The organism is Streptomyces sp. NPDC001406 (genome assembly GCF_042895285.1).
GTDB lineage: Bacteria > Actinomycetota > Actinomycetes > Streptomycetales > Streptomycetaceae > Streptomyces.
Genome location: NZ_JBIAWG010000023.1, coordinates 76,576 through 102,380, shown reverse-complemented (window position 1 = coordinate 102,380; position 25,805 = coordinate 76,576). Strand labels below are relative to the sequence as shown.

Below are 25,805 nucleotides of genomic sequence, written 5' to 3'. Positions count from 1 at the left end.
CGTGCAGGTGCAGGTGCGTGGTCGTGCCGGTGCGCTGTGGCTCGCGCCCTCAGACACCGGACGGGCTGGATACGCGGACGACCAGCGCCGTGGCCACCGCCATCAGGCCCTCGTCCCGGCCCGGGAAGCCCAGGCCGTCCGTCGTGGCCCCGGACACCGAGACCGGGGCGCCGGCCGCCTCCGAGAGGAGCTTCTGGGCCTCGTCCCGGCGTTTTCCGATCTTGGGGCGGGGGCCGACGACCTGGACCGCGATGTTGCCGATGCGGAAACCCGCCGCACGGACGATCCGGGCCGCCTCCGTGAGCAGGGTGACGCCGGACGCGCCCGACCACTCCGGGCGCCCGGTGCCGAAGTGCTGGCCCAGGTCGCCGAGGCCGGCCGCCGAGAAGAGCGCGTTGCACGCGGCGTGCGCGACGACGTCCGCGTCGGAGTGACCGGCCAGGCCCGGCCCCTCGCCCTCCCACTTCAGGCCGGCGCACCACAGCTCGCGGCCCTCTTCGAAGGCGTGGATGTCGGTGCCGATGCCGACCTGGGGCAGCACCGTGTCAGAAGCCATCGTTCAGCCTCCGGCGGGCCAGGACCGCCTCCGCGAGGACCAGGTCCAGCGGACGGGTGACCTTGAAGGCCTCCTCGTGGCCGGGGACCACCACGACCGGCTCCCCGAGCCGCTCGACCATGCCGGCGCAGTCGGTGACGTCGTCGGTGACGGTCTCGTGGGCCCGTACGAGCGTCGCCCGGTCGAAGCCCTGCGGTGTCTGTACGGCGCGCAGCCGGGCGCGCTCGGGTGTGGCCAGCACCGGCTCGGGTTCGCCCGGCACCGCCGCGGGCTCGACCTCCTTGACGGTGTCGGCGAGCGGCAGCGCGGGGACGACGGCGTGAGCTCCGTCACGTACGGCCTCGATCACCGCGTCCACGGTGTCCACGGGCACGAGCGGACGGGCCGCGTCATGCACCAGGACGATGCCGTAGTCGGGCGGGAGCGCGTCGAGCCCCAGCTTCACCGACTCCTGGCGGGAGTCGCCGCCCGGCACGACCAGGAAGTCCGTCCGCTCGGGCAGCGCGTGCGCGTCGAGCAGCGACTTGACCTCGGCGGTGCCGTCCGGCGGGGCCACGACGACGACCAGGGAGACGGCACGGGAGGCTGCGAGCGCGCGTACCGCGTGGATGAGCATGGGAGTGCCGTTCAGCGTGCGGAGCGCCTTGGGGGCGCCCGGGCCGAGGCGTACGCCCCGGCCGGCTGCCGGAATCACCGCGGCCGTACGCAACTCCGCGGGCGAAGGGCGCGAATCGTCAGACATCGGTTCCTGTCAGGTTTGTGTGCTCGGCCTACGTGGGTATGGCCTGGGAAGTGCCGGGCGCGACGCCCCGACCGGACCCTTCCGTGACACCGGTCGAGCCAGCTGCCCGGGCCCGGCACGCCATGTATCGGGGGGAAATCCCTTCGACTTGATACTCGATCGATCCGATACTCGATTTCGACTGGGCGGTCCGAGTATGGGGATCCGAGTACGTGACAGGCGTACGGCATCCGGCATCCGGGTACGAACATGCCGCAGCGCCCGGCGACAGAAGTCACGTCATCGGGCACCGCGGCATTTCACTGTGCTGAGCAGAGCGAGCGCAGCCGGCTTCGCGTCAGGACGCGAGGACCTCGTCGAGCAGGGCCTCGGCCTTGTCCTCGTTCGTGTTCTCCGCAAGAGCGAGTTCGCTCACCAGGATCTGGCGGGCCTTGGCGAGCATGCGCTTCTCACCGGCGGAGAGTCCGCGCTCGCGCTCACGACGCCACAGGTCACGCACGACTTCCGCGACCTTGATGACATCGCCGGAGGCGAGCTTCTCCAGATTTGCCTTGTAACGACGAGACCAGTTCGTGGGCTCCTCGGCGTACGGCGCGCGCAGCACCTCGAAGACCCGGTCCAGCCCGTCCTGACCGACCACATCACGCACGCCCACGAACTCAGCATTGTCCGCTGGCACACGCACCGTCAGGTCACCCTGGGCGACCTTCAGCACCAAGTAGGTCTTGTCCACGCCTTTGATCTGGCGAGTTTCGATGGCCTCGATCAGCGCGGCCCCGTGATGGGGATAGACCACGGTGTCGCCAACCTTGAACGTCATGTGACAGGTACCCCTTCCGTGGCTATCCAGGGTAACACGGATACGGCGTCTTCTGAATGGCGTTTTCGCAGGTCAGGGCATATCTCGGGGCTTGACAACAGCGACAGGAACGTGCTTCGGAAGGTCGGCGGAAGCAGGTATTCGCAGGTCGGAGCGGCTCTTCGGGCGAGGTGAAACGCGCACGTTACACACATCCGGAGGCCCCTCCAAGTGGTCGAACGTCCAGATTTGTCCGGTCCCAAGCGTGCGACTTCCGCTACTCCGTTCGGTTGGCCCGAGTCGGGTACGAGACGTTTCCGGAATTGATCACGGGCGGCCGACTGAGCGGTGCGTGATCAATTCCGGGGCGGTCGCGCATTCCTTCACGGAAATTTTGCGGGACGCCTTATGTGAATGCCGTACGAGCCCGGAGTCAAAGTGACTCGGGAGTCACTTGTGGCCCCCGGGTACCCCCTGCACGAGCGAAGCGTGTGAGGTTGGGGGAGGGTCGGGTGCGAGCGCTCCGGAACGGCTCGGTAACCTATGGCCGCTGACAGACACTTAGGGTGGCTTTATAAGGAAGGCCGCCCGCGCGTTCAAGGAGTTGCCGCCGCCGTGAGCAGCAGCCTTCGACGCGGCGCCCTCGCCGCCTCCGCCATCGCCTTCTCGATCGCCTCGCTCGCCGCCTGCGCTGCTGGCAACGACTCTCAGACGCTGCAGGTCAAGCCGGACAACGCGGCGACCAGCGTCGGCACCATCAAGGTGCAGAACGCGACCGTCATCACGCAGCCCGATCTGCAGTCCACCGGTCCGGCCGTGATCTCCGCGACCATCTTCAACACCGGCACCACCCCGCAGACCCTGCAGTCGCTCGTCCTGCCCGGCACCGGCAAGACCGCGCAGCTCTCCCCCGCCAAGGGCGGATCGCTCACCATCCCGGCCGGCGGCCGGCTCGTCATCGGCGGCAAGAACAACGCCTCCGCCGTGCTGGCGAGCAGCCGCGAGTCGGTCCAGGACGGCAACGCCCAGAAGATCACCTTCACCTTCAGCAAGACCGGTGACGTGAGCCTGCGCGCCTTCGTCGTCCCGGCCACGCACTACTTCACCGACTGGGGCCCGAGCGAGATCCCGACGTCCTCGGCCACGCCCACGGCCGCCGCGGGCGCCTCGGCGTCCACGAGCGCCAAGCCGGGCAAGCACCCGTCGGCCACCGCGACCGCGACGGAGTCCGCCACCGGGTCCACCCCGAGCGACTCCGCGTCGGCGTCGGCCACGCCGTCCGGCCACTGATCGGCCGTACGGCCCATCCGCACGAGTGAAGGGCGGCACCCCCGAGGGGTGCCGCCCTTCACTCGTGTCAGTCCACGTGGACGATTTACGGCTCGAACTTGTAGCCCAGACCACGCACCGTCACCAGGTACCGCGGCGCGCCCGGGTCCGGCTCGATCTTCGCGCGCAGGCGCTTGACGTGGACGTCGAGGGTCTTGGTGTCGCCGACGTAGTCGGCGCCCCAGACGCGGTCGATGAGCTGCATGCGGGTCAGGACGCGACCGGCGTTGCGCAGCAGCATCTCCAGGAGGTCGAACTCCTTGAGCGGGAGGTCCACCTTCGAGCCGGAGACCGTCACCACGTGCCGGTCGACGTCCATACGGACCGGGCCCGCCTCCAGGGCGGCCGGGGTGACCTCCTCCGGCTCACCGCGGCGGCGCAGCACGGCGCGGATGCGGGCGACCAGCTCCCGCGAGGAGAACGGCTTGGTGACGTAGTCGTCGGCTCCTATCTCCAGGCCGACGACCTTGTCGATCTCGCTGTCCTTGGCGGTCACCATGATCACCGGGACGTTGGAGCGGCCGCGCAGCTGGCGGCACACCTCCGTGCCGGGCAGCCCCGGCAGCATCAGGTCGAGGAGGACGAGGTCGGCGCCGTTGCGCTCGAACTCGTCGAGGCCGTCGGGGCCCGTGGCCGCCACGGCGACCTCGAAGCCCTCCTTGCGGAGCATGTACGACAGGGCGTCGGAGAAGGACTCCTCGTCCTCGACGACGAGCACTCGGGTCACGGAAGGACCTCCGGGGCGGGAAGCGTTTCGTACGCGGTTGAGTCGGGGGATTCGTGGGATGCGGCTGAGTGGGAGGACGCGGGGGACGGCGGTGCGGTGGGTCCGGCCTCATCGTCGAGGTCGGGGTGTTGCAGGGCGCGGTCACGGGCCACGCCCGCCTCCGGCAGCCGCAGGGTGAAAGTGGAGCCCTGGCCTTCGGCGCTCCACACCGTGACCTCCCCGCCGTGCGAGGCGACCACGTGCTTGACGATCGCGAGACCCAGACCGGTGCCACCGGTGGCCCGGGAGCGGGCCGGGTCGACGCGGTAGAAGCGCTCGAAGATGCGCTCCTTGTCCTTGTCGGTGATGCCGATGCCCTGGTCCGTGACGGCGAGCTCGATCATGTCGCCGCCGGATGCGCTGACCCGGCGGGCGGCTATGCCGACGCGGGTACGGGCCGGGGAGTAGTTGACGGCGTTCTCGACGAGGTTGCCGAGGGCGGCGGCGAGCTGCCCGCGGTTGCCCCACACATGCAGGTCGGCGGTGCCGCCGGCGGCCATGGTGATCTGCTTCGTACCGGCCTGGTGGCGGCAGCGGTCGATGGCCTCGGCGACCAGCTCGTCCACCCGGACGGGCTCGGCGTCCTCCAGCGGGTCGTCGTTCTGGACCCGGGAGAGGTCGATGAGCTCCTGCACCAGGTTGGTCAGCCGGGTGGCCTCGATCTGCATGCGACCGGCGAAGCGCTGCACGGCCTCCGGGTCGTCCGAGGCGTCCATGACGGCCTCGGACAGCAGGGAGAGCGCGCCGACCGGTGTCTTCAGCTCATGGCTGACATTGGCGACGAAGTCACGCCGCACGGCCTCGATCCGGCGAGCCTCGGTGAGGTCCTCGACCAGGAGCAGCACGAGCCGGGAGCCGAGCGGCGCCACGCGGGCGGACACGGCGAGGGCCTCGCCCCGCCCGGTGCCCCGCCTCGGCAGATCCAGCTCTACCTGGCGTATCTCGCCGTCCCGCCGGGTGTCCCGGGCCATCTGGAGCATGGGCTCGACGGCGAGCTTGCCGCCGCGCACCAGGCCCAGGGCATATGCCGCGGAGCTCGCCTTGACGACGGCGTCGCCCTCGTCGAGGACGACCGCCGACGACCGGAGCACGGACAGCACGGTGTCCACGCCCGGCGGCAGCACGGGGTCGGTATGCAGAGAAGTCCTGGTCGGTCGCTTCTGGTCGCGTTCGCTCCAGCGGAACGCCAGCATGGCGATGACGCCGGTAAGCACCCCGGCGATCGCTGCCGCTGCGGCGACCGCCGCGTTCACGTCCATGCATCCAGGTTAGGCATGACGTACGACATCCCCACAGCCGTCGAGGTGCGAGCTCGAACACTCGTCGCCCAGAGTTCACCTTGGAGCCAGTGATGGTTCATTTGAGGTGGCAGAAACGGACGCGTGGGGGCCGGAACGTGGGAGCGTGGGGTTCGTACCGGTGGTTTCGCCACGGGCCCCGGCCCCCGGAACCCCCGAAGAACACGTACGAGAGGGAACCCTGATGCGGGACGCGTACCACGAGGAACTGGACTCGATCGGCGACGGACTGGTGGAGATGGCCCGGCTGGTCGGGTCGGCGATCGGGCGCGCCACGACGGCCATCCTGGACTCCGACCTCAAGCTGGCCGAGAGCGTGATCGAGGCGGACAAGAAGGTCGACGAGCTCCAGCACGACCTCGAGGGCCGGGCGATAGCCCTGCTCGCCCGTCAGCAGCCGGTGGCCACGGATCTCCGGATCGTCGTCACGTCGCTCCGTATGTCCGCCGACCTGGAGCGCTCCGGCGACCTCGCCCAGCACGTGGCGAAGCTCGCCCGCCTCCGCTTCCCGGAGCGCGCGGTCCCGCAGGACCTGCACGCCACGATCCTGGAGATGGGCCAGCTCGCCCAGCGCCTGATGGCGAAGGCGGCCGAGGTCATCATCACCAAGGACGTCGACCTCGCGCTCCAGCTGGAGCAGGACGACGACGAGATGGACCTGCTGCACCGCACCCTCTTCCAGCACCTGATCGACGAGCGCTGGAAGCACGGCATCGAGACCGCCGTGGACGTCACCCTGCTCGGCCGCTACTACGAGCGCTACGCCGACCACGCGGTGGCGGTCGCCAAGCGCGTGGTGTTCCTGGTGACGGGCGAGCACGCGGACGACATCCAGGCCGACATCCAGCCGGTGACGGGGGTAGAGGGGGCGTAGCCCTGCCGGGCGGGGCGGCCGGCGGCATCCACGGGCGCTCGGGGACTGCCCAGGTGTCGCGCGCGGGTTGCTCAATGCCGCGCGCGTTGCCCACCCCGGGCGCATGAACGCCACTGTGCGCCGTTGATGCGCCCGGCAGACCGGGCATGAAATGGGCAAAGGCACCAGGCCCTAGCCTCCAGGAGGGGACCCATGGCCGAACCGCCCAGCACCACGCCCGACCCCACCCAGCAGCGCGAGACCGACCAGCCCGCCGAGACCAGGAGCCTCCCGCTCGTCGCCGCGTGCGGCTGCGGCTCGGGCTGTGGTTGCGGGTGCCAGTCCGGCAACCCCTGCCAGTGCGGCTGACGCCTCACATCCGATACGACGACGAAGGCCCCCGGTGATCACCAGCACCGGGGGCCTTCGCCGTACACACCACTGAGGCGCAGCATGAAGGGGGAAAGGGAGTAGAGCAGGGAGTACAGCCAGGGGGCAGGAAGCAGAAAAGAGGTGCGAGGCCATGACCCAGTTCATGGACGTCCACCACGGGTGGAAGGGCATCACCGCCGAACAACTGCAGCAGGCCCACGATGCCGACCAGGCGATAGAAGAGGACGAGGGCGTGCACTTCGAACGCGCCTGGGCAGACCCCGAGTCCGGCACGGTCTACTGCCTGTCCGAGGCTCCCTCGCCCGAAGCGATCCAACGCATCCACGAACGCACGGGCCACCGGGCGGACGAAATCCACCCGGTACCACTGTCGATCTGGTGAAGCCCTGATCCCCCGAGCCTGGGTCTTGTCGGCCGTCGTTCGCTGCTGCCGGCTGGCCTCGACCGGCCCGGTGCAGGCAAATGCCTTGCCGCCTGGCCCCCGTCCGCCCTTAAGGTCAGCGGATGATCAACATGCAGGTGCGCGGGGACCTGGGAAAGCCCATAGCTCGTGCCCAGGTCGGACTGGAATGGGCAGCCCTCTTCCCCGCGCTGGACCCGTTGAACTTCCCGATGTTGTGGGCCTTGACTCCTTACGGCGATGCCGTCTTCAACGAGCGCCAGGTGCCGTTGCTGCTCGCCGAACTTGACCGGCTTCCCGAAGCCTGCGGTGGTATCTGGGTGGACCAGGTCCGAGAGCTGTGCACGGTCGTTCAGAGCGGACCGCACCGGTATCTCTGGTTCGTCGGCGACTGAGCGATCTTGACAACCGTCGTGCTGAGGAGGAGCCATGGCAGTGGGCCGCAAGGGATCACGACGCATCGTTGTCGACGGTACGGCCTACCGCTGGCGGCTGCGACGCAGGCCGACGTACTTCCAAGCGCTGTCGTGGACGCCGTGCAAGTTCGCGGTCGAGCACGCGGACGCCCCGGGGGCAACACTCGTGGTCACGACCAACCAGCCGCATCCGAGCAATTGGTTCGGGCGTGAGGCCAAGCCTGTCCAGCCATCCGGCGTTGCCCGGGCCATTCAGCTTGCCCTTCGTGAGGGTTGGATCCCGACGACTCCGGGCGTCCCGTTCCACCTCGACCAGTCCGCCGGCTTCACGCTTTCGCCCTGAGCGGCGCAGACAGGGAGCAGCGCTCAGGAGTTCGAGGGCTTCATTGGTCATGCGGGACCCAAAACACCCGTCGCACCGAGTACTGGACACACCGTACCGAAGAAGAAGTAGCCACCCACGCCGATCAGAACGGCGCCCAGCCTGACGACGCCGACACTCTTGCCTTCTTGCGCTATCAGCGAGCCCGAGGTCTTTTGCCAGAGAGGCGCAGTGGCTAGCCCTCTGCCGGCCAGGAGCGCGACTTCTACTCGTCTCTACGATGCAGGCTATGGGGACTACTGATTCCGCACCACTCATACGCGCTTGTTGGCTCTCATGGCTCGCGGTCGAGTCCGCCGATCAGGCGGAAGTGGTGAAGGAACTCGGCCTGACGGACGTACGGGAAACCACCTGGGCCGATGGCGTGGAACTCATCGACGAGGTGGCGCACGACGAGGAGGAGCCGTTCTCCACCGTCGTCGTCACTCCACCCATGCAGGGGTGGACTCTCGTCGTCGGGCCGTACTTCGGGCTGCCCTATCCACGGCAGACTGTGCATATCACCGACCTGTGCCGAGAGCTGAGCGCCCACTTCGGCAAGGCCCAACTCTTCTTCCACAGCGAGCAGAACGACGGGGAAGCGTGGCTGATCGCCGAAGGAGGACGGATCCTCCGGCGTTGGAACAGTGAGTACCCGGAGCTCGCCCTGGGCGAACCGTTCGGGGTCGAGCGGCGGCTCCTCGACGCCTATGGCATCACGGGAAAGCCCGAGGATCTCGACCCCAACAGTGACCTGGCCGGCGACTGGGCGGCGACCTGGGGGGATTGCTGGGCCACGACGGTCGCGGAGGAATGCAGCATCAACCCCACCACAGCCGTCACGAGTGCGGGCAGGCTGCTGGTCGCAGTTGCTCCGTCCTTCGAGTAGCTGCACTGTCTGCCTCGAAGAGGTTGCCGCTGACCACCGCTTTAGGAGTTCGATCGACACTCGCCCCTGGTGCCGACGTCGCCAGGTCCGGCGGTTGTGCGGGGGCGCTGGCGTATGTCGCCGTCCGGGCTCGTGGATGTCAGCGTTGGATGTCACCGAAACAGCCCCGGAGCTGGGCAGACCTCCAACGGTTCCTCCGGTCGGTCAGCCCACTGCCACCACGTGTGCAGGTCCGCGCACCGCCACAACGCCCGGCAGGGCCGTCGGCCCTCATCTTCCCGTCCGGCAAGCACCAGGCCGCCCGACCTCAGGGGCTGGTTGCACTCGGGACAGGGCGGAGCGTCGGTTGGCGTCGGCTGACCTTGGACGGCCCAGAGACTGCTGGCTCTTCGCTCTGGGCCGTTGCCAGTTCGAGTGGATGTCTGCGTCATGGCGGTCTCCTGCGGTGAGCTGCTCTGGTGAGCGGCTCGCTCCTTACCGCGGCCATCGTGGCACTTACCGCACTTGCGGCGTCAGGCATGACGTCACGGAGTCAAGCTTGTGAGCGGTCTTGAAAACCGCCGTGGCGCCAGTCACTGCGGGTTCCAGTTCTACGCCCACCGCGTGTGAGTGACGGCCCCTGACCAGGTGAGATGGTCAGGGGCCGTCGTCGGGAATTCAACCCAGGATGGTGCGACCTATAAGAGGTCAGGTCGCATCACCCTAGGTTCTGGTGACTCTACTGGTCGGGACCGAACGCTGCGGGTGCCGCGCAGTGACGCTGTGCGACAGCGCCACAAACGTAGGTATCGATTCCCTTCATCCGTCACCGCAATCACAATTGGATGGTACGGATCCATCTAGGTGCTTGCCGTAATGCTTCTTCCGACAGCTGGAGATATCTGCCAACGCAAGGTAGGCGGCGACGCCTGACGAAATCGCGTTCCCTGCGGCAGGGTGAGACCAATTGAGGGCGCCCTGGGTTGCTGCCAATAGAAGCGTGACAATGCAGCTAGTACACCAACCGCGTTTCAGTGGAGATCTCGACGTGAACCTACGCATAAATCCACCCCTTAAGCCCTGACTCGTCAACCTCGATCTCGAGGTCTGAGCTACAGGATGTCGAAGCGCCAATGGCGAGGCAAAAATCTATGTGTACACATCTGTAAGTTGCGTGTACACACGGGCAGGCTTAGGTAATTCACGCACGTTTCGGAGGGTCGGGCTCTTAAACTGCCTACATGGACGAGTTGGAGCAGAGCGAGAAGCCTGATCGAGAAGTCAAGATCCGCGAGTTCCGAGGCAAGCTAGCCAGTTTGATCAATGAAGTCACGAAGGATGGCACTGTCGTGTACCTGACGCGGCGAGGCGAGCGAGTCGCCGCGCTGGTCGGTCCGTCGTTCGAGAATCGCACAGGTGATTCGGTCGAACCTGCAAAGAGTCCCGGCAGTGTCAGGAGGGCTACTCAGTTAATCGAGAGCATGCTGACGGATGATGTAGAGCTTCTGCCGGACCCTTCCCGCGTACTGTGGAAATATAAAGGTGAGGTGGTTGGTGAACTGGCCGTTCTTGCGCTGTTCCTTTATCACAGCCTGCCGGAGAAATTAGAGAATATCTACTCCTCCCTTTCAAGAGATGGGGGGGATGAAAGTGGAACCTGCATCTCACTTTCGGAGTTAATCATTCCGAAGGTTGTTGGTTCTATCGGCGGTGGCGAATTATTTGATGGGGCTACTATTCCAGTCGTCTCTGGCGCGCTTTGGGCGCTGCAGTTAGGGCAAAGCCCCAGGGAGTGGAGGAACTCTTTGGCTTCGCCCGTCGATACCAATGAATTGATGACTTGGATTCATGCAATCTATTACTTGGCCGTTGCTATTAATTCCGCTTTCGGTGACGGGACTGCGGAGCGTTTGATGTATGAGGCGGATGAAGTCTTGCGTGAGGGTTTTTCGTTTTGAAGGGCAGTGTGCAACCGCGGCATGAGCTTCCATTCCCAGGGGTGCCTGGAGGGAAGGTGGCTTCAATTTGGCTCCGTCTGCGTCCTTCCCTTTCTCCTTCTCTCGCCGCATAGTCTCCTCGGTGGAGACATGGACTCTATCTTCCAGGTATGCAAGGAAACTCATCATCTGGACGTCGAGATATAATGGGTGCGCAAGCTTGTGGTCGGTCATATGCGATTTGTTCCACTGGGGCTAGGTGGTGGGGGCACGTACGACGAGGTCACTGTCTAGTCGGCCTGCTGCCGGGTAACGAAGGTCGGCGGAGCGGCTTTGGGCTGGAGCTGCTTTGGCGCGAGTGATCATGGCCCCGTAAGCTTCCGGCGCGTCGGGCAGTCTGTGGACCTGCCCGTTAAAGCAGGACGTTGGGGCCATGATCTTCGAGGCTCGCGCCAAAGTGGCTGGCTAACTGGCTGTTCTCTATCCGTGCGCGTGATCGGTCTGTCTCGAACAGCGTGCTGGATCGGGTGAGTTGGCCGGTGTGGAGGCATGAAGAACGGCTGCGGCACGCCTGGGGCGTTCACGCCGTGTACGTCACGACCGTCAAGCCCGGCGTCGTCGAACTGCGGCTCGTCGGATACGACGTGCTGCGGCGCGTGCGGATGCCCCGCAAGGTCGGTGGCGGGTTCCTGAAGGTGCCGGTCGCGCTGCGGGAGGACGCGACGCCCTTCGTACGCGACTACCGGACCGTGCCACACGGACTCGTCCTCGGCGCAACGCTGTCCGGCAAGTCCATGTACCTACGCCACCTCATCTCCGGGCTCGCCCGTCAGCCCGTCGCCCTGGTGGGCATCGACTGCAAGAGGGGTGTGGAGCTTGCGCCCTTCGCTTCGCGCCTGTCGGCACTGGCGACCGACCCGGACGAAGCGGCCGAGCTTCTGCCCGCGCTGGTCAAGGAAATGGAGGACAGGTACGACCTGGTCAAGGCCCGGCAAGGAATCGCGCGGCACCCCGGACGAGGAGATCACCTCCGACATCTGGGGCCTGCCCGAAGACGAACGCCCCGTTCCCGTCGTGCTGTTCGTGGACGAGGTGGCCGAACTCTTCCTCATTGCAACCAAGAAGGACGAGGAACGGCGGGACGAGATGGTCACCCAGCTCATCCGCCTCGCCCAACTCGGCCGCGCCGCCGGCATCTACCTGGAGGTCTGCGGGCAGCGCTTCGGCGCCGAACTCGGCAAGGGCGCCACCATGCTCCGCGCCCAGTTGACCGGCCGTGTCTGCCACCGCGTCAACGACGAAGCCTCCGCCAAGATGGCCCTGGGCGACATCGCACCCGAAGCCATGGCCGCCGCCTGTGCCATCGCCCCCGAACGCCCCGGCCTCGCCGTCGCCGGGGACACCTCCGGCGGCTGGTCCCGCATCCGCACCCCCTACCTCTCCCTCGGCGACGCCGCCGACATCTGCCGGAAGTCGGCCGACCTGGTGCCCGACATCCCCACGCTCAAGCCGTTCCGGCCGCACATCCCCGTCCAACTGGCCAAACCGCTGGGTGGCGCTGTTGAACCGAAGCCCGTGACCGGCTGACCCTCCCCCTCACGGTCGGCGTGACCGTCTCACGCCGCGTCCCTACCCCTCCCATGCCTGAACCCGGAAGGAGCCGCACCATGCGCGCCCAACTGGCCCGCGTCGACGCGGTGCTCGTCCAGGCGCTCATCGCCGCCGCGCTGTCCTTCGCTCACCTGCACGACGTCGCCTCGGCGGCCGGACAGGACGGATGGAAAGCCTGGGCCTATCCCATCTCGGTCGACCTGCTCCTCGTCGCCGCCTGGCGCCGACTGCGCACCGGCAACACGAAAGCCGCTGCCTGGTGCTGGTTCGTCATCGCGCTCGCCGCATCCCTCGGCGCGAACGTCGCCACCGCTGGACTGCTCGACATGCACCAGGTTCCGGCCTGGTTGCGCATCCTCGTCGCCGGTTGGCCCGCGGTCGCCTTCCTCGGCGGAACACTCCTCGCCCACACCGCCCCGACGACGACAGAGGACACCGACGTTGAGGTCAGCGAGGACCAGAAGGACGCGCCCGAAGCCTCACCTGAGATGCCTCCTCAACCGGCCATCCTGCCAGCACCAAAGCGCCCCGCCGTGCCGGTCCCGGCCGCCCTCATCGACCACGCCCGCAAAGTCGCCGCCGAACACCACAGCCGCACTGGCGCCCCCATCGACATCCCGACTCTGCGCGCCCGCCTCGGTGTCCCGGCACCCATGGCGGAAGCCGTCGCCGCGCAGCTCTGAAGGTTGTTCGGCGGGAGGCGCTATCTCTTCCGCCGCACTCGCTGAATGCCTGCGGTGGCCAAAAGGAGCAGCACCGAAAAGCAGCACATGGCGATCACGTTGGCCCAGGAGGCGCCCGCCCACCACCGGCCCGCTGCGGACGCGAGCCCAAGTATCAATGCGATCCCGCCAAAGGCGATCAGCCCCCGTGTTCCTCGTGACATGCCGCCTGTCTACACGCCCTCGCACTCCTCTGGCGAGCGATCAACGAAAAGGAGACCACCCGTGACCGCCAACCGCCGCTTCCGCGACGTCACCCGCATCGGCCCCGTCCAGGTCGCCACCTCGTACGACAACCGGGGCCGCGAGAAGCACACCGCCGCCTGCACCGCCCCGCGCTGCGGCTTCTCCGCCGACTACGACAGCCGCGCCGCCGCCGAACTCGCCGCCCGCACCCACCGCTGCCCCGTCTGCTGAAAGGACCCCGAACGCCGTGACCGTCAGCCTGCCGCTCGTCTTCGTCCTCGGCTTCTTCGTCTGGGGAGCGATCAAGTTCCTCGGCGTGCGGCCCTGGATCGTCGTCCTGATCGCCCTGTTCGGCTTCTGGCTCTCGCACACCTTCTTCGCCCCCGCCATCGAGTCCGGCACGCGCACCGGCGTGACCGTCGTAAACGGCTCACATACCTAGACGAGTAGATAAGGAGATCGCCGTGTTCCTGCCGAAGTACCCCGACAACCCCACCCCGCCGCCCGCCCACACCCACTCCCCCACCGACCCGGCGCCCGTCCGCCGTGGCCTGCCCCCGGTCTCCATCAGCACCGCAGCCGTGGCCCCCGTCCTCACGGGCGGAGTGGTCCTGACCGCGCTCCTGGCCGCCGTCGCCGTCTCGGCCGTCTCCGTGGCCATCGCCGCCGTGGTCCTGCGCTCCCTGCTCCGCGAACACAACCGCCGCTAATCAACGACTTCACACCTCCGGGGCGGCGGGACACGGCCAAGCATCCGCCGCCCTGGAAGCCATCACCCCTGACCGAGCCAGTCAGAAGGAGACAGTCATCCTTGTGCGCCCCCACTCCCGGAACTCGCCAACCTCGCCGCGGACGGCACCCTCCCGGGTATCCTCCGGCAGCTCTCCGGCCTCGGAGGCTGTACCCACCCGATCCGCCTCGACGGCCACCGCACCGAGTACGACGTCAACACCGCGACCGGCGAGATCGGCCGCATCCTTCACCACCTCGACTCGACCGACCTCCCGGCCGGCCAACTCCTCGTCCGCTGCAACAAACGCCGCACGACCCGTTGCGAGGCCTGCGCGGAGGTCTACCGCCGCGACACCTTCCACCTGATCACCGCCGGACTGCGCGGCGGCAAGGGCACCCCGGAGCGCGTCGCCACGCACCCCCGCGTCTTCGCCACCTTCACCGCCCCCAGCTTCGGCCCGGTCCACAACCGCCCCACCGGACCGGCCGGAACGGTCCGGCCCTGCCGCTGCGGCACCCTCCACGACCAGGACGACAACTTTCTCGGCACCCCGCTCGACCCGGACACCTACGACTACGAAGCCGCCGTCCTCTGGAACGCCCACGCCGGTGACCTCTGGCGGCGCTTCTCGATCTACCTCCGCCGAGAGGTCGCCAAGCGCGCGGGCCTGTCCCAACGCCGACTCCGCGACCACGCACGCGTGTCCTTCGCCAAGGTCGCCGAGTACCAGAAGCGCGGCGCCGTCCACTTCCACGCGGTCATCCGCCTCGACGGTCCCGACGGCGGGGACACCCCGCCCCCGGCCTGGGCCACTGCCGAGCTGCTGACCGACGCCATCGGCGCTGCCGCTGCGAAGACCCGCGTGGACGGCCCGGTCCTCGACGGCCGTGCTCACGCCTTCACCTTTGGTCGCCAACTCGACGTCCGCACGATCCGATCCGCCGACTTCAACGACGGCCAGGAGCTGACCGAACGGGCCGTCGCCGCCTACATCGCCAAGTACGCCACCAAGGGCGCCGAGACCGCGACGGGAGCTCTCGACCGGCCGCTGAAGTTCGCTGCCGAACTCGCCCAGCTCGACATCAGCGACCACGCCCGCCGCCTCATCCGGACCGCGTGGACCCTCGGCGCACGCAAGGACCTCGAACACCTTCGCCTCCGCGCCTGAGCCCACATGCTCGGCTTCCGCGGCCACTTCTCCACCAAGTCCCGCCGCTACTCCACCACCCTCGGCGCCCTCCGCGACGCCCGCGCCGAATGGCGCCGAGCCCAAGCCGTAGCGGCGACCGAGGCAGCGCACGACACGACTTTCGTCCTCGCCCACTGGGTCTTCGCCGGCATCGGCCTCTCAGACGCCGAAGCCTGGCTCACCGAATCCCTCGAACCCGCCCCAGGAACCGAAGGAGAACCCACCCGTGGGTAAGCAACGCCTCGCCCTGGCCGACGTGGCTACCGAACTGCGGGCCTTGCCCTCTCGTTATCTCACTCCCGAGGACCTGGTGGAGATGTTCGAGCTGCCCCAGCGTCGAGACGGTCTACCAGTGGCGCCGGAAGCGCACTGGGCCCCGTGGCTTCCGTGTCGGCCGGCACCTGCGCTTCGACCCTGCTGACGTGCGGGCCTGGGTGGACTCTCGACGTGAAGCGGCGGCCGCCTGATGGCCGGGCACATTCAAGACCGCTGGTACAAGACCGAGGTCGGGCCGGACGGCAAGACCCGGAAGGTGAAGACCGAGCGCTACGGCTCTGGCGCGCGCTACCGCGCTCGCTATGTCGGGCCCGACGGTACGGAGAAGTCCAAGAGCTTCCCCGACAGACAGAAGCGGCTCGCTGATCAGTGGCTCGCCCACATCGAGGCGGACATGGCGCGCGGGCAGTACATCGACCCGCGTGCCGCTCGGATTACCTTCCAGCAGTACGCCGAGCGGTGGGTGGCGTCCCAGGGCGCCGACCCGAACACCCAGGCCTCGATGGAGTCACAGCTGCGGCTGCATGCCTTCCCGTACCTCGGCTCGCGTCCGCTCGGTTCCTTCCAGCCTGCTCACATCCGCGACTGGGTGCGGAAGCTCCAGGAGAACGGCGTGCGTGGGTCGTACGCGCGGACGATCTACTCCAATGTGCGCGCCGCTCTGAGCGCGGCCGTGGATGACGGCCACCTGCCGCGAAACCCCTGCGCGGCTCGCTCGGTCCGGCCGCCGACGGTGGACAGCAAGCGCATAGTCCCTTGGACGCCAGAACGGCTCTTCGCTGTCCGGGCCGGCATCCCCGAGCGCTTCCAAACCATGGTCGACTTGGGTGGCGGCTGCGGTCTCCGACAGGGCGAGATCCTCGGGGTTGCGGTCGACGCGATCGACTTCGAGTCGGACACACTCCACGTGGTTCAGCAGCTGAAGCTGAGCCGGAGCAAGGCCGTGTTCGCACCGCCCAAGGGCGGCCGACTCCGCGATGTGCCGCTCCCTGGGCCGGTCGCCGACGCGCTTCGCGAGCATATGAAGCGATTCCCGCCAGTCGAGATCACCTTGCCGTGGAAGGTGACTGATGGGCCTCCGGTGACGAAGCAGCTGATCTTCACCGGGCCGCGTGGCGGGCACGTGTGGCGCACATCCCTCAACGAGGAGATCTGGAAGCGGGCGTTGGCGAGCGCCGGGGTGATCCCCGAACGGAAGCCGGGCGAGCCGTACGCCGAATCCCGCGAGAACGGCATGCACGCTCTGAGGCACTTCTATGCCTCGGTGCTCCTGGACGCCGGGGAGAACATCAAAGCCCTCGCCGAGTACCTCGGCCACTCGGACCCGGGCCTGACCCTCCGGGTCTACGCGCACCTCATGGCGTCCAGCCGTGAGCGGACGCAGAACGCCCTCACATCAGTCTTTCTAGAAGCAAAAACGCCGAGATCACCGTCTAACCGGGGCTAGCCTCCGGCCATGGGCCTCTCTACGGCATCGACCGTGTTAGCACTGGTTATATCCGTGATATCGCTCGTGGCGTCCTCGGCTGTGTCTGCGCGGCAACTGCAACTTGCGCACAACTCGAACTTACTACCCGTGGTGGTGGAGCTCTTCCGCGAGACGAGACAGCCCGACTTCTCCCGCGCCATTGAGTACATCAGTTCGGACCTGGCCCGGCAGTACTCGCCGGAGCTTGGATACCGGCGGTTGCCAGAAGAACCCCTGCGGCACATCCGTCGAGTGAGCCTCTTCTACGACGACGTGGGCAAGCTGGTCGCTCACGGCGTCGTGGACGAGCGGCTGATCATTGGTTCCTACGGGCCGAACATCCTGAACATGTGGGACGTGCTGGCGCCCTACATCTATCGAGAACGCGAGCTGACGACTAAAGCGATGATCTATTTCGAGGATCTTGCCCATCGAGCTCGCGTAAGGCCACAAAGCAGCGTTCACGCCGAGCTGGGTCTCCAAAGCAGCCCGCCGCGGCCATCGTCAGCTTCAGAGTGACCCCTGGCGGCCCAAGCGTCATACACGGCCCAGAGACGGCCCCTGGCCACCGAAAAGCCCCCTACCAGCGGCGAACCCGCAGGCAGGGGGCTTGATCGTGCGGGCCTACTTCTTCTTGCCCTGGTTCTTGACCGCCTCGATGGCTGCCGCCGCTGCCTCCGGGTCGAGGTAGCGGCCGCCGGGGGTGACCGGGTTGAAGTCAGCGTCGAGTTCGTAGTAAAGGGGGATGCCCGTCGGGATGTTCAGGCCCGCGATGTCGGCGTCGGAGATGCCGTCCAGGTGCTTGACCAGGGCGCGGAGGCTGTTGCCGTGGGCCGCGACCAGGACCGTGCGGCCGGCCAGGAGGTCGGGGACGATGCCGTCGTACCAGTACGGGAGCATGCGGACGACGACGTCCTTCAGGCACTCCGTGCGCGGGCGCAGCTCCGGCGGGATGGAGGCGTAGCGGGGGTCGGAGGACTGGGAGAACTCCGAGTCGTCCGCGAGCGGGGGCGGCGGGGTGTCGTACGAGCGGCGCCAGAGCATGAACTGCTCCTCGCCGAACTCGGCCAGCGTCGCCGCCTTGTCCTTGCCCTGGAGGGCGCCGTAGTGGCGCTCGTTCAGGCGCCACGAGCGGTGGACCGGGATCCAGTGGCGGTCGGCGGACTCCAGCGCAAGCTGTGCCGTGCGGATCGCTCGCTTCTGGAGGGACGTGTGGACCACGTCGGGGAGGAGATCGGCGTCCTTCAGGAGCTCGCCACCGCGGACTGCCTCCTTCTCGCCCTTCTCGTTGAGGTTGACGTCCACCCAGCCGGTGAACAGGTTCTTCGCGTTCCACTCGCTCTCGCCGTGGCGGAGGAGGATCAGCTTGTACGGTGCGTCGGCCATGCCTCAGAGCGTAATCCACGCATTCGGACCCCCGCTCGAGTGCCCGAAGGCCGGACGGTTGACGGCATCTGTTAATCGAGTGGCCGGGCGGAGACCGCCGCCGGTAAGTTGCACTGAGCCGTAGGGGCACTTACTTCCGGGCCATTGCTTCCGGCTCATTGCTTCCGGCACTGCTTCGCCGACCGTCCGACCCTGGGGGACCCATGCCACTCGCCGCCCTGAGACGCGCCGCCCGGGAAACCGTCTCCGGTCTCCCCCGCGAGTTCTGGTGGCTGTGGACCAGCACCCTCGTCAACCGGCTCGGCGCCTTCGTCGCGACGTACATGGCGCTGTATCTGACCCTGGACCGGGGATACAGCGCGTCGTACGCCGGTCTCGTCGCCTCGCTGCACGGGCTCGGCGGGGTCGTGTCCTCCCTCGGCGGTGGCGTGATGGCCGACCGGCTCGGGCGGCGGCCGACGCTGCTCGTCGCCCAGTCCGCCACCGCCGCGTCCGTGGCGCTGCTCGGCTTCATGACCGATCCCGTCGCCATCGCCGCCGTCGCCTTCCTGGTCGGCATGGCCTCCAACGCCTCCCGGCCCGCCGTGCAGGCGATGATGGCCGACATCGTCCGGCCCGAGGACCGGGTGCGGGCCTTCTCGCTCAACTACTGGGCGATCAACCTCGGCTTCGCCGTCTCCTCCATGGCCGCCGGCTTCATCGCCGAGGTCAGCTATCTCGCCGGCTTCCTGATCGAGGCGGGGATGACGGCGGTCTGCGCGGTCGTCGTCTTCGCCAAGCTGCCCGAGTCACGGCCCGTGAAGACCGCCAAGGAGGCGCGGGACGAGGTCAGTCTCGGCACCGTGCTGCGGGACGGCCGGTACATGGCCGTCGTCGGGCTGTCCTTCCTCGTCGCGGTCGTCTTCCAGCAGGGCTCGGTCGGACTGCCGGTGGCGATGGGCACGGCAGGGTTCTCGCCCGCCGACTACGGCATGGCCATCGCCGTCAACGGCATCCTGATCGTCGCCCTGCAGATCCCCGTCACCCGCTTCATCGAGCACCGCGATCCGCGACGCCTCCTCGTCATCTCCTCCGTCCTCGCCGGGTACGGCTTCGGGCTCACCGCCTTCGCCGGATCGGTCGGCGTCTTCGCGCTCACCGTGTGCGTGTGGACACTCGCCGAGATCGTCAACGCCCCGACCCAGACCAGCCTGGTCGTCCGGCTGTCGCCGGTCCACGGGCGCGGGCGCTACCAGGGCATGTACACCCTGTCCTGGTCGGTCGCCGCCCTGGTCGCGCCCCTCATGTCCGGCGTCGTCATCGACCGGTTCGGCGCGGAGTGGCTGTGGGGCATGTGCGCCGTGGTCGGTACGGCGGCGGCTATCGGGTACGGCGTGGTCATGCGGCGCCTTCCGGCGGTCGGGGTGGCGGGCACGGCGACTCCGGCTGACGCCGAGCCCGAGGTCCGTACGGCGTAGGGCCGGCAGTTCGGCGACGGCCGCCCCCCTCACGGGTGCATCCGCGCCCCCTTCAGCACCTTGTCCACCGCGTTGCGCGGGCCGTACACCGCGAGGCCCACCAGGTCCAGCTCCCCTGTCCCCACCGCCCGTACGGCCGCGCGGTTGTCCCGGTCGTTGCCGGTGCCGAAGAGGTCCGAGGTGAAGACCGCGCGGGGCAGGGCTCGGGAGAGCGACCGGGTGTGCGCCGCGGTCAGCGTCTCCTTGGTGCCCTCGAAGACCAGTACCGGCTGCCGGAACATCGCCAGGTAGGGCACGCCGTCCGCGTCCTCGTACGGCTCCCCGATCACCTCGGGAAGCTGTGTGCCCAGGCCGCTGACCAGGAAGGCGGTGACATTGAGGCGCTGCCACGTCTCCAGGTCCTCGCGCAGCAGGACGGCGATCTTCGTCTCGAAGCGGATCGGATCGGGGGTCGGCTCGGTGTTCATGGGGTGAGACTGCCAGGCCGGCCCCCGCACCGTCTTGTACGTTCTTTGCATGGCCGCCGCCCAGCCGGACGTCTCCGCCTGGCGCCCGCGTGTCCCGGGTGTCGTGGAGGTGTTCCACGCGCACTTCACCGAGTACGCCTACCCGATGCACGTGCACGAGGCGTGGACGCTGCTCATCGTGGACGACGGGGCCGTACGGTACGACCTCGACCGGCACGAGCACGGCACCCCGCACGACACGGTCTCGCTGCTGCCGCCGCACGTCCCGCACAACGGCTCCCCGGCCACCCCGCACGGCTTCCGCAAGCGCGTCCTCTATCTCGACGCCACCCGTCTCGGGGAGGAGCTGATCGGGCCGGCGGTCGACGGGCCGGACCTCCGGGACCCCGTACTGCGGCTGCGCGTGGGGCAGTTGCACGGCGCGCTCGCGCACCCCGGCGACGAGCTGGAGGCCGAGAGCCGGCTCACGCTGATCGGGGAGCGGCTGCGTGAGCACCTCAGGCCCCGGGTGGCCCAGGCGGAGGGCCGGCGCGATCCCGCCGTCGCCCGCGCGCTGCGCGAACTGCTCGACGAGCGCGTCACGCAGGGGCTCTCCCTGGAGGAGGCGGCCGGGCTGCTGTACGCCCATCCCGCCCATCTGGTACGGGCGTTCAGCGGGGCGTACGGCATCGCGCCGCACCAGTACCTGATGTCCCGCCGCGTCGAGCGCGCCCGCCGGCTGCTGCTCGACGGGCGCGCGCCGGGCGAGGTGGCGTCGGCGACCGGGTTCTACGACCAGGCCCATCTCACCCGGCACTTCAGGAAACTGGTGGGCGTGACTCCCGGGCGCTACCGGGCCAGTGGCCAGTGAGGCAGCACCGGGTCAGCGGCCGCTGAGGCGGCACCGGGTCACTTCACGTCGACGTAGTCGCCCGCAGCGGTCGCGCCGCCCGTCGTGGTCGTCTGGCCGAAGGTCCAGCGCCAGTAGCCGTCCGTGGACGCGGTGACCGTGGTCTTCAGGTAGCCCGCGGAGTCCGCCGACACGGTCTTGACCGTCGAGTAGGTGCTGGTGCCCGCCTTGCGGAACTGCAGCTTGGCCGCCTTGCCGCCGAAGCCGGTGTAGGCGTGCTTCACCCAGTCCGCGCGGGTGATCCTGCCGGTCACGGTGAGCGTCTTGCCCTTCGTGACGGGCTCGGGCGCGGCGTTGACGGTCACCTTCGCCGCGCGCTTGACCTGCACGGAGCTGAAGCCGGTCAGGTACTCCTCGCCCTTGAACTTCTCGTTCGAGTCCCACAGGCGCACCCAGACAGCCGTCTTCCAGGTCGTCGCGTCGTTGTTGGAGTCCAGCGTCCAGCGTGGATCGATGTACAGCTCGCCCTCGCAGTCGGCGGCGCGCGGGCCGGCCTCGTTGCAGGTGGTGAAGCCCGTGTAGATGCCGCCGGATTCGGCGCCCTTGGCGGCCGTGGTGTCGTGGTACAGGTACGGGAACGGGGTCACGTCGCCGACACCGACGCCGGACGGCAGGGACATGTGGAAGGTGAAGCCAGGCCTCACTTCCGCGGTGGTGCCCACGACGATGGGCTTGCCTTTGTTCACGACCAGGTTCGACACCGTGACGCCGGTGTCCGCCGCCTCCGCGGACGGCACGGCGAACGCCCCCAGGGCGAGCGCTCCCGCGAGCACGACCGCGGAGCCGGATCTGCCTGCGCGCATGCACAACCTCTTGCTGGTGAGAGACCGGTAAGGGACCGGTAAGAATTCGGATCGCCGCAGGTTAACAGCCCGTCGACGAACGGCGTTCGGCCCCCCGAGGTCCCCGTGCCTCACAGGCCCGCTACAGGCCCCGCTGCGCCTCGTACAGATTGCGCGGGCGCACCTCGTCCGTCGTGCCGTACAGCTCCAGCCGGGAGTGCGGTTCGCCCGTGAAGTCGGGGACGTCGATCTGGTCGAACTCGGTGACCGTGTTGAGGCCGACGGTGGCGGAGTACGGTGCCAGGCCGTCTATCTTCATCAGGCCCGCGCGGCCGTTGGTGACCCGGATGTTCCAGTGGGTGAAGCGGGCGCCGAACAGCGGGCCGGCGCTGGCGTCGCCGCCGTGGCGGCCGTTGTTGTTCACCGTGATGTCGGTGCGGACGTTCGCGAAGGGCAGTCCGCGGTGGCTGTCGAAGGTACCCATGCGCATGTCGCCGCGCGACCACACGTTGTAGGAGGACAGGCCCTCGACGTTGATGCCGTGCAGCTGGGTGTTGGGCGGCGCGGGAACGGTCCGCTCCTCGATCGTGAAGTCCTCGATGAGGTTGTCGTGCGAGCCCTCGCGGCAGAAGTACGGGTGGTGCGAGCCGCGGCCGGACACCCGGGTGCCGCGCAGGGTGCAGGCGGAGGCGGCGACCAGGCCGAAGCCGTTGTCGACGTGCCGGACGGTGACGTCGTCCAGCCAGCAGTCGTAGGCGCACTGCAGGACGACCCCGTTGTAGCCCTTGTCGAGGAGGTGCGGGGACTGCGGGGTCTGCACGGCCTCCAGGGTCAGGCCTTCGACGCCCGCGCCGGTCAACTCCGGTACGTGGGTGGTCAGCCGGGGGTCCCACTCGGGGCGTACGTCGAGCGGGAGCGGGCGTTCGAGGGTGACGCGGCGGCCGTGGACGCGGGTGATGCGTACGGGCCACTCGTAGGGGACGTACGAGGTCAGCTTGGTCTTGTCGGCCCAGTAGTAGGCCTGCGGGCCGGGCCCGCCGCCCGACATGTGCTCCAGGAGGGTGTGGTCGGGGTCGTCCGCTAGACGGAGGAGGACCAGTTGCCCCGGCCTCAGCTGCCGGGAGTCCGCGACCGTCAGGGTCCAGGAGCCCTGGCGGGCCGGTTCGATCGTCGTCAGGGTCGTCCACTCGTCGCGCCGGTTGCCGGTCCAGCCCTCGAACGGCCAGGCCCTGGCCCCGATCGCGGCGACCAGGGAGTCCCAACGGGCGCGCGGGGCCAGCCAGATGAGCCCTCCGGCCCAGGACCAGGACGACTTGTCGCCGCCGTAACGGGAGCCGTAGACGCCGATCAGCTCGGTGAGGTTCTTGGTCGCGTACAGCTTCGTACGGTCGCTGCCGGCGCCCCTGAGGACCACGTTCGAGTCGGCGACCCGGATCAGGCCGTCGATGCGGAACGTGCCGGGCGGGATGGTGACCGTGCCACCGCCGGCCCTTCCGGCGGCGGCGATGGCACGGTTGATCGCGGGGGCGCAGTCGGTGGTGCCGTCCGCCACGGCGCCGAAGTCCGTCACATCGGCCACGACGGGGCGGCGGGGGAAGCGCGCCGCGCCTCCGTGGCAGCCGGCCCGGCCGATGTACGGGATCTGCGGGTGCGTGAACGGAGTGCGGGTGAACTCCCGCCAGAGGGAGGGGACTTCCGCGGCCGTCGCGGCCGCGGCGGTGCCCGTGGCCGCCGCGGTACCCGTGGTCGCGCCGAGCGCCACTGCGGTGGCTCCGCCGAGCAGAGCCCGTCTGGTGAGGTGCGCCTTGCCCATGTCCGTCCGCCCTCCCATGGAGATTTTCACGGATGTGAACGACGTTCAGATGTGCGTTGGCGGTGAGCATGCCACCAGAGCCCCTTCACAGGGAAGGGGCTGTACCGTGAGTCATTTGCTCAGTCAGCCGGACGCTGAATCAGATTCGTGAACGCGTCCAGATTCCGCGTCGATTCGCCGCGCGCCACCCGCCACGCGTACTCCTTGCGGATCGCGGAGGCGAAGCCGAGCTCCAGGAGGGTGTTGAAGCTGCCGTCCGCAGCCTCCAGGACCTGGCCGAGGAGCCGGTCGATCTCGTCCTCGGTGACGGAGGCCAGGGGCAGGCGGGCGGTGACGTAGATGTCGCCGAGCCCGTCGACGGCGTAACCGACGCCGTACAGCTTGAGGTTGCGCTCCAGGAGCCAGCGGTGGACGCCCGCCTCGTTCTCGTCGGGGTGGCGGATGACGAAGGCGTTCAGGGAGAGGGAGTGGCGGCCGACGAGGAGCGAGACCGTCGTCGAGAGCTTGCGGGTGCCGGGGAGCTTGGCGACGTAATTGCCGGGCTCGGGGCTCTCCCAGTCGAGTTCGGCGTCCTTGAGGACACCCTCGATGACCTGCGCCGCGCGTTGCTGCTGCTGTGAAGCCTCACCCATGGTGGGAGCGTACGCGACGGCGATGGGCCTGGGTCGCGGCCGTGTAGACGTCGGCGGTGGCGGCGGCCGCGGTGTCCCAGCCGAAGGACTGGGCGTGCCGGGCGGCGGCCGCGCCCATACGGTCCGGCAGCGAGGGGTCGTCGGCGAAACCGCGCAGCACGCGCGCGTAGTCGGCCGGATCGTGGCCCCGGACCAGGAACCCGGTCTCGCCGTCCCGCACGGCCACCGGGAGTCCGCCGACCGAGGCGGCGAGCACCGGCGTGCCGGCCGCCTGCGCCTCTATGGCGACCAGGCCGAACGACTCGCTGTAGGAGGGCATGACGAGCACGGACGCGGCCCGGAACCAGTCCGCGAGCTGCTCCTGCCCGACGGGCGGGCGGAAGCGTACGACGTCGGCGATGCCGAGCCGGGCGGCGAGCTTCTGCAGGCCCTCGGGCTTGGCGAGGCCGCTGCCGCTGGGGCCGCCGACGACCGGCACGAGCAACCTCGACCGCAGTTCGGGGCGCTCGTCCAGGAGGACGGCCACGGCGCGCAGGAGCACGTCGGGTGCCTTGAGGGGCTGGATGCGGCCCGCGAAGAGCGGGATCAGGGCGTCCTGCGGGAGGCCGAGCCGGGCGCGGGCTGCGGCGCGGGCGGTGGTGGGGCCCCCGGGGCGAAGCGTGTCGGAGCCCTTGGGGAAGGGGCGGAAGCGGTCGAGGTTGACGCCGGGGTGGACGACGGCGACCTTGGCCGGGTCGGCGGCGTAGTGCCGTACGAGCTCGTCGGCCTCCTCGGCGGTGTTCGCGATCAGCCGGTCGGCGGCCGCGACGATCTGGGTCTCGCCGATGACCCGGGCGGCGGGCTCGGGGGTGTCGCCGTCGGCCAGGTTGGCGTTCTTGACCTTGGCCATGGTGTGCATGGCGTGCACCAGGGGGACGCCCCAGCGCTGGGCGGCGAGCCAGCCGACGTGGCCGGAGAGCCAGTAGTGGGAGTGCACGAGGTCGTAGTGGCCGGGGCGGTGGCCGGCCCAGGCCTGCATCACGCCGTGGGTGAAGGCGCACAGCTGGGCCGGGAGGTCCTCCTTGGCCAGGCCCTCGTAGGGGCCGGCGTCGACATGCCGGACGAGGACGCCGGGGGCGAGCTCGACGGTGTGCGGGAGGCCGCCGGAGGTGGCCCGGGTGAAGATCTCGACCTCGATGTTGATCGCGGCGAGGCGCTGCGCGAGCTCCACGATGTAGACGTTCATGCCGCCGGCGTCGCCGGTGCCGGGCTGGTGGAGCGGTGAGGTGTGCACGGAGAGCATGGCGACACGGCGGGGCCTGCGGTGCAGCCTGAGCCGCGAGGGTGCCGCCGGAGAGCGACGCCCGAGCCTGCTGACGTACTGGCTCACGTGGCGTTCCTCCTTGCTGCGGGCATGCCGGTGGGAGGACCTCGGGCCCTCCAAGGGGGTGCAACATCGGAGGGGTCGGCTCCATTTCCCGATTACGGAGCTTTACC

At 68.6% G+C, this 25,805-nt stretch carries 27 protein-coding genes and 3 pseudogenes; 19 read left to right on the top strand and 11 right to left on the bottom strand.

The features are described from left to right. Nucleotides 1–49 precede the first annotated feature (49 nt). The 3 genes from ispF to ACFY1J_RS40525 form a co-directional block, all read right to left on the bottom strand. A complete protein-coding gene (ispF, locus tag ACFY1J_RS40535) occupies nucleotides 50–556 on the bottom strand; it encodes a 2-C-methyl-D-erythritol 2,4-cyclodiphosphate synthase (protein ID WP_390712071.1) in 507 nt (168 codons plus the stop codon). After that, nucleotides 546–1,298 (bottom strand): 2-C-methyl-D-erythritol 4-phosphate cytidylyltransferase, encoded by a 753-nt coding sequence (gene ispD, locus ACFY1J_RS40530; RefSeq protein ID WP_390712072.1) that lies wholly within the window; start codon nucleotides 1,296–1,298, stop codon nucleotides 546–548. Before ispD ends, ispF begins: the two co-directional genes overlap by 11 nt. Nucleotides 1,299–1,635: 337 nt before the next feature. Continuing rightward, nucleotides 1,636–2,118 carry a CarD family transcriptional regulator gene (locus ACFY1J_RS40525; RefSeq protein ID WP_003953493.1) on the bottom strand — a complete coding sequence of 161 codons (483 nt, stop codon included), beginning with the start codon at nucleotides 2,116–2,118 and terminating at the stop codon, nucleotides 1,636–1,638. Nucleotides 2,119–2,712: 594 nt separating this feature from the next. Between ACFY1J_RS40525 and ACFY1J_RS40520 the strand changes: the two genes are divergently transcribed. After that, nucleotides 2,713–3,387, top strand: coding sequence for a DUF461 domain-containing protein (locus tag ACFY1J_RS40520; protein WP_390732980.1), 675 nt, complete (start codon nucleotides 2,713–2,715; stop codon nucleotides 3,385–3,387). A gap of 85 nt (nucleotides 3,388–3,472) precedes the next feature. Here ACFY1J_RS40520 and ACFY1J_RS40515 read toward each other — a convergent pair whose 3' ends face one another. Both ACFY1J_RS40515 and ACFY1J_RS40510 read right to left on the bottom strand, forming a co-directional pair. Continuing rightward, a complete protein-coding gene (locus tag ACFY1J_RS40515) occupies nucleotides 3,473–4,153 on the bottom strand; it encodes a response regulator transcription factor (RefSeq protein WP_010358452.1) in 681 nt (226 codons plus the stop codon). Further along, the gene (locus ACFY1J_RS40510; RefSeq protein WP_390712074.1) at nucleotides 4,150–5,451 is read right to left on the bottom strand and encodes a sensor histidine kinase; all 1,302 of its coding nucleotides are present in this window, start codon (nucleotides 5,449–5,451) and stop codon (nucleotides 4,150–4,152) included. The genes ACFY1J_RS40515 and ACFY1J_RS40510 overlap by 4 nt, the downstream gene beginning before the upstream one ends. A gap of 223 nt (nucleotides 5,452–5,674) precedes the next feature. Here ACFY1J_RS40510 and phoU point away from each other — a divergent pair, with 223 nt between their 5' ends. The 16 genes and pseudogenes from phoU (at nucleotide 5,675) to ACFY1J_RS40430 (ending at nucleotide 17,422) form a co-directional block, all read left to right on the top strand. Continuing rightward, nucleotides 5,675–6,364: a phosphate signaling complex protein PhoU gene (phoU, locus tag ACFY1J_RS40505; RefSeq protein ID WP_361616779.1), complete on the top strand. Its 690-nt coding sequence runs from the start codon at nucleotides 5,675–5,677 to the stop codon at nucleotides 6,362–6,364. Nucleotides 6,365–6,556: 192 nt separating this feature from the next. Then, nucleotides 6,557–6,712 (top strand): hypothetical protein, encoded by a 156-nt coding sequence (locus ACFY1J_RS40500; protein WP_390712075.1) that lies wholly within the window; start codon nucleotides 6,557–6,559, stop codon nucleotides 6,710–6,712. A gap of 154 nt (nucleotides 6,713–6,866) precedes the next feature. Further along, a complete protein-coding gene (locus tag ACFY1J_RS40495; RefSeq protein WP_390712076.1) occupies nucleotides 6,867–7,118 on the top strand; it encodes an SCO4226 family nickel-binding protein in 252 nt (83 codons plus the stop codon). Nucleotides 7,119–7,240: 122 nt separating this feature from the next. Next, nucleotides 7,241–7,531, top strand: coding sequence for a hypothetical protein (locus ACFY1J_RS40490; protein WP_390712077.1), 291 nt, complete (start codon nucleotides 7,241–7,243; stop codon nucleotides 7,529–7,531). A gap of 34 nt (nucleotides 7,532–7,565) precedes the next feature. Beyond that, nucleotides 7,566–7,895 (top strand): hypothetical protein, encoded by a 330-nt coding sequence (locus ACFY1J_RS40485; protein ID WP_390732979.1) that lies wholly within the window; start codon nucleotides 7,566–7,568, stop codon nucleotides 7,893–7,895. A gap of 268 nt (nucleotides 7,896–8,163) precedes the next feature. Next, a complete protein-coding gene (locus tag ACFY1J_RS40480; protein WP_390732978.1) occupies nucleotides 8,164–8,802 on the top strand; it encodes a hypothetical protein in 639 nt (212 codons plus the stop codon). Nucleotides 8,803–10,022: 1,220 nt separating this feature from the next. Further along, on the top strand, nucleotides 10,023–10,739 hold the full coding sequence (locus ACFY1J_RS40475; RefSeq protein ID WP_390712080.1) for a type II toxin-antitoxin system Phd/YefM family antitoxin: 717 nt from the start codon (nucleotides 10,023–10,025) through the stop codon (nucleotides 10,737–10,739). 533 nt (nucleotides 10,740–11,272) lie between these two features. Further along, a pseudogene (locus ACFY1J_RS40470) lies at nucleotides 11,273–12,305 on the top strand (FtsK/SpoIIIE domain-containing protein); the annotation flags it as partial. Nucleotides 12,306–12,385: 80 nt separating this feature from the next. Further along, nucleotides 12,386–13,012: a DUF2637 domain-containing protein gene (locus tag ACFY1J_RS40465; RefSeq protein WP_390712081.1), complete on the top strand. Its 627-nt coding sequence runs from the start codon at nucleotides 12,386–12,388 to the stop codon at nucleotides 13,010–13,012. A gap of 264 nt (nucleotides 13,013–13,276) precedes the next feature. Beyond that, nucleotides 13,277–13,468 carry a mobile element transfer protein gene (locus ACFY1J_RS40460; protein WP_390712082.1) on the top strand — a complete coding sequence of 64 codons (192 nt, stop codon included), beginning with the start codon at nucleotides 13,277–13,279 and terminating at the stop codon, nucleotides 13,466–13,468. 16 nt (nucleotides 13,469–13,484) lie between these two features. Further along, nucleotides 13,485–13,679 (top strand): hypothetical protein, encoded by a 195-nt coding sequence (locus ACFY1J_RS40455; RefSeq protein WP_390712083.1) that lies wholly within the window; start codon nucleotides 13,485–13,487, stop codon nucleotides 13,677–13,679. A gap of 22 nt (nucleotides 13,680–13,701) precedes the next feature. Further along, the gene (locus ACFY1J_RS40450; protein WP_390712084.1) at nucleotides 13,702–13,947 is read left to right on the top strand and encodes a SpdD protein; all 246 of its coding nucleotides are present in this window, start codon (nucleotides 13,702–13,704) and stop codon (nucleotides 13,945–13,947) included. Nucleotides 13,948–14,106: 159 nt separating this feature from the next. Next, a pseudogene (locus ACFY1J_RS40445) lies at nucleotides 14,107–15,393 on the top strand (replication initiator). Beyond that, a pseudogene (locus tag ACFY1J_RS40440) lies at nucleotides 15,386–15,626 on the top strand (helix-turn-helix transcriptional regulator). Before ACFY1J_RS40445 ends, ACFY1J_RS40440 begins: the two co-directional pseudogenes overlap by 8 nt. Further along, nucleotides 15,626–16,882 (top strand): tyrosine-type recombinase/integrase, encoded by a 1,257-nt coding sequence (locus ACFY1J_RS40435; protein WP_390712085.1) that lies wholly within the window; start codon nucleotides 15,626–15,628, stop codon nucleotides 16,880–16,882. The pseudogene ACFY1J_RS40440 and the gene ACFY1J_RS40435 overlap by 1 nt, the downstream one beginning before the upstream one ends. 129 nt (nucleotides 16,883–17,011) lie before the next feature. Further along, on the top strand, nucleotides 17,012–17,422 hold the full coding sequence (locus ACFY1J_RS40430) for a hypothetical protein (protein ID WP_390712086.1): 411 nt from the start codon (nucleotides 17,012–17,014) through the stop codon (nucleotides 17,420–17,422). A gap of 105 nt (nucleotides 17,423–17,527) precedes the next feature. Here the strand turns inward: ACFY1J_RS40430 and ACFY1J_RS40425 are convergent, their stop codons facing one another. Beyond that, nucleotides 17,528–18,289, bottom strand: coding sequence for a phosphoglyceromutase (locus ACFY1J_RS40425; protein ID WP_390712087.1), 762 nt, complete (start codon nucleotides 18,287–18,289; stop codon nucleotides 17,528–17,530). Nucleotides 18,290–18,492: 203 nt separating this feature from the next. On the opposite strand from ACFY1J_RS40425, the gene ACFY1J_RS40420 reads away from it, so the two are divergent. Continuing rightward, nucleotides 18,493–19,746, top strand: a complete 1,254-nt coding sequence (locus tag ACFY1J_RS40420; protein ID WP_390712088.1) for an MDR family MFS transporter — start codon at nucleotides 18,493–18,495, stop codon at nucleotides 19,744–19,746. Nucleotides 19,747–19,775: 29 nt separating this feature from the next. Here ACFY1J_RS40420 and ACFY1J_RS40415 read toward each other — a convergent pair whose 3' ends face one another. Continuing rightward, nucleotides 19,776–20,213: a DUF2000 family protein gene (locus ACFY1J_RS40415; RefSeq protein WP_390712089.1), complete on the bottom strand. Its 438-nt coding sequence runs from the start codon at nucleotides 20,211–20,213 to the stop codon at nucleotides 19,776–19,778. A 49-nt stretch (nucleotides 20,214–20,262) separates the two neighbouring features. Between ACFY1J_RS40415 and ACFY1J_RS40410 the strand changes: the two genes are divergently transcribed. Further along, nucleotides 20,263–21,063: an AraC family transcriptional regulator gene (locus tag ACFY1J_RS40410; RefSeq protein WP_390712090.1), complete on the top strand. Its 801-nt coding sequence runs from the start codon at nucleotides 20,263–20,265 to the stop codon at nucleotides 21,061–21,063. A 38-nt stretch (nucleotides 21,064–21,101) separates the two neighbouring features. Here the strand turns inward: ACFY1J_RS40410 and ACFY1J_RS40405 are convergent, their stop codons facing one another. From ACFY1J_RS40405 to mshA, 4 genes are all read right to left on the bottom strand, one after another. Beyond that, on the bottom strand, nucleotides 21,102–21,905 hold the full coding sequence (locus tag ACFY1J_RS40405; protein WP_390712091.1) for a hypothetical protein: 804 nt from the start codon (nucleotides 21,903–21,905) through the stop codon (nucleotides 21,102–21,104). A 121-nt stretch (nucleotides 21,906–22,026) separates the two neighbouring features. Then, nucleotides 22,027–23,697, bottom strand: coding sequence for a glycosyl hydrolase family 28-related protein (locus ACFY1J_RS40400; protein WP_390712092.1), 1,671 nt, complete (start codon nucleotides 23,695–23,697; stop codon nucleotides 22,027–22,029). Between the two features lie 119 nt (nucleotides 23,698–23,816). After that, nucleotides 23,817–24,329 (bottom strand): YbjN domain-containing protein, encoded by a 513-nt coding sequence (locus tag ACFY1J_RS40395; RefSeq protein ID WP_390712093.1) that lies wholly within the window; start codon nucleotides 24,327–24,329, stop codon nucleotides 23,817–23,819. After that, nucleotides 24,322–25,698 (bottom strand): D-inositol-3-phosphate glycosyltransferase, encoded by a 1,377-nt coding sequence (mshA, locus tag ACFY1J_RS40390; protein WP_390712094.1) that lies wholly within the window; start codon nucleotides 25,696–25,698, stop codon nucleotides 24,322–24,324. The genes ACFY1J_RS40395 and mshA overlap by 8 nt, the downstream gene beginning before the upstream one ends. Between the last annotated feature and the right edge of the window lie 107 nt (nucleotides 25,699–25,805).

Excerpts from the sequence above, each read along its gene's own strand:
- ispF (WP_390712071.1), bottom strand. The coding sequence starts at position 556 with ATGGCTTCTGACACGGTGCTGCCCCAGGTCGGCATCGGCACCGACATC.
- ispD (WP_390712072.1), bottom strand. The coding sequence starts at position 1,298 with ATGTCTGACGATTCGCGCCCTTCGCCCGCGGAGTTGCGTACGGCCGCG.
- ACFY1J_RS40525 (WP_003953493.1), bottom strand. The coding sequence starts at position 2,118 with ATGACGTTCAAGGTTGGCGACACCGTGGTCTATCCCCATCACGGGGCC.
- ACFY1J_RS40510 (WP_390712074.1), bottom strand. The coding sequence starts at position 5,451 with ATGGACGTGAACGCGGCGGTCGCCGCAGCGGCAGCGATCGCCGGGGTG.
- phoU (WP_361616779.1), top strand. The coding sequence starts at position 5,675 with ATGCGGGACGCGTACCACGAGGAACTGGACTCGATCGGCGACGGACTG.
- ACFY1J_RS40500 (WP_390712075.1), top strand. The coding sequence starts at position 6,557 with ATGGCCGAACCGCCCAGCACCACGCCCGACCCCACCCAGCAGCGCGAG.
- ACFY1J_RS40495 (WP_390712076.1), top strand. The coding sequence starts at position 6,867 with ATGACCCAGTTCATGGACGTCCACCACGGGTGGAAGGGCATCACCGCC.
- ACFY1J_RS40490 (WP_390712077.1), top strand. The coding sequence starts at position 7,241 with ATGATCAACATGCAGGTGCGCGGGGACCTGGGAAAGCCCATAGCTCGT.
- ACFY1J_RS40485 (WP_390732979.1), top strand. The coding sequence starts at position 7,566 with ATGGCAGTGGGCCGCAAGGGATCACGACGCATCGTTGTCGACGGTACG.
- ACFY1J_RS40480 (WP_390732978.1), top strand. The coding sequence starts at position 8,164 with ATGGGGACTACTGATTCCGCACCACTCATACGCGCTTGTTGGCTCTCA.
- ACFY1J_RS40475 (WP_390712080.1), top strand. The coding sequence starts at position 10,023 with ATGGACGAGTTGGAGCAGAGCGAGAAGCCTGATCGAGAAGTCAAGATC.
- ACFY1J_RS40465 (WP_390712081.1), top strand. The coding sequence starts at position 12,386 with ATGCGCGCCCAACTGGCCCGCGTCGACGCGGTGCTCGTCCAGGCGCTC.
- ACFY1J_RS40435 (WP_390712085.1), top strand. The coding sequence starts at position 15,626 with ATGGCCGGGCACATTCAAGACCGCTGGTACAAGACCGAGGTCGGGCCG.
- ACFY1J_RS40425 (WP_390712087.1), bottom strand. The coding sequence starts at position 18,289 with ATGGCCGACGCACCGTACAAGCTGATCCTCCTCCGCCACGGCGAGAGC.
- ACFY1J_RS40420 (WP_390712088.1), top strand. The coding sequence starts at position 18,493 with ATGCCACTCGCCGCCCTGAGACGCGCCGCCCGGGAAACCGTCTCCGGT.
- ACFY1J_RS40415 (WP_390712089.1), bottom strand. The coding sequence starts at position 20,213 with ATGAACACCGAGCCGACCCCCGATCCGATCCGCTTCGAGACGAAGATC.
- ACFY1J_RS40410 (WP_390712090.1), top strand. The coding sequence starts at position 20,263 with ATGGCCGCCGCCCAGCCGGACGTCTCCGCCTGGCGCCCGCGTGTCCCG.
- ACFY1J_RS40405 (WP_390712091.1), bottom strand. The coding sequence starts at position 21,905 with ATGCGCGCAGGCAGATCCGGCTCCGCGGTCGTGCTCGCGGGAGCGCTC.
- ACFY1J_RS40400 (WP_390712092.1), bottom strand. The coding sequence starts at position 23,697 with ATGGGCAAGGCGCACCTCACCAGACGGGCTCTGCTCGGCGGAGCCACC.
- ACFY1J_RS40395 (WP_390712093.1), bottom strand. The coding sequence starts at position 24,329 with ATGGGTGAGGCTTCACAGCAGCAGCAACGCGCGGCGCAGGTCATCGAG.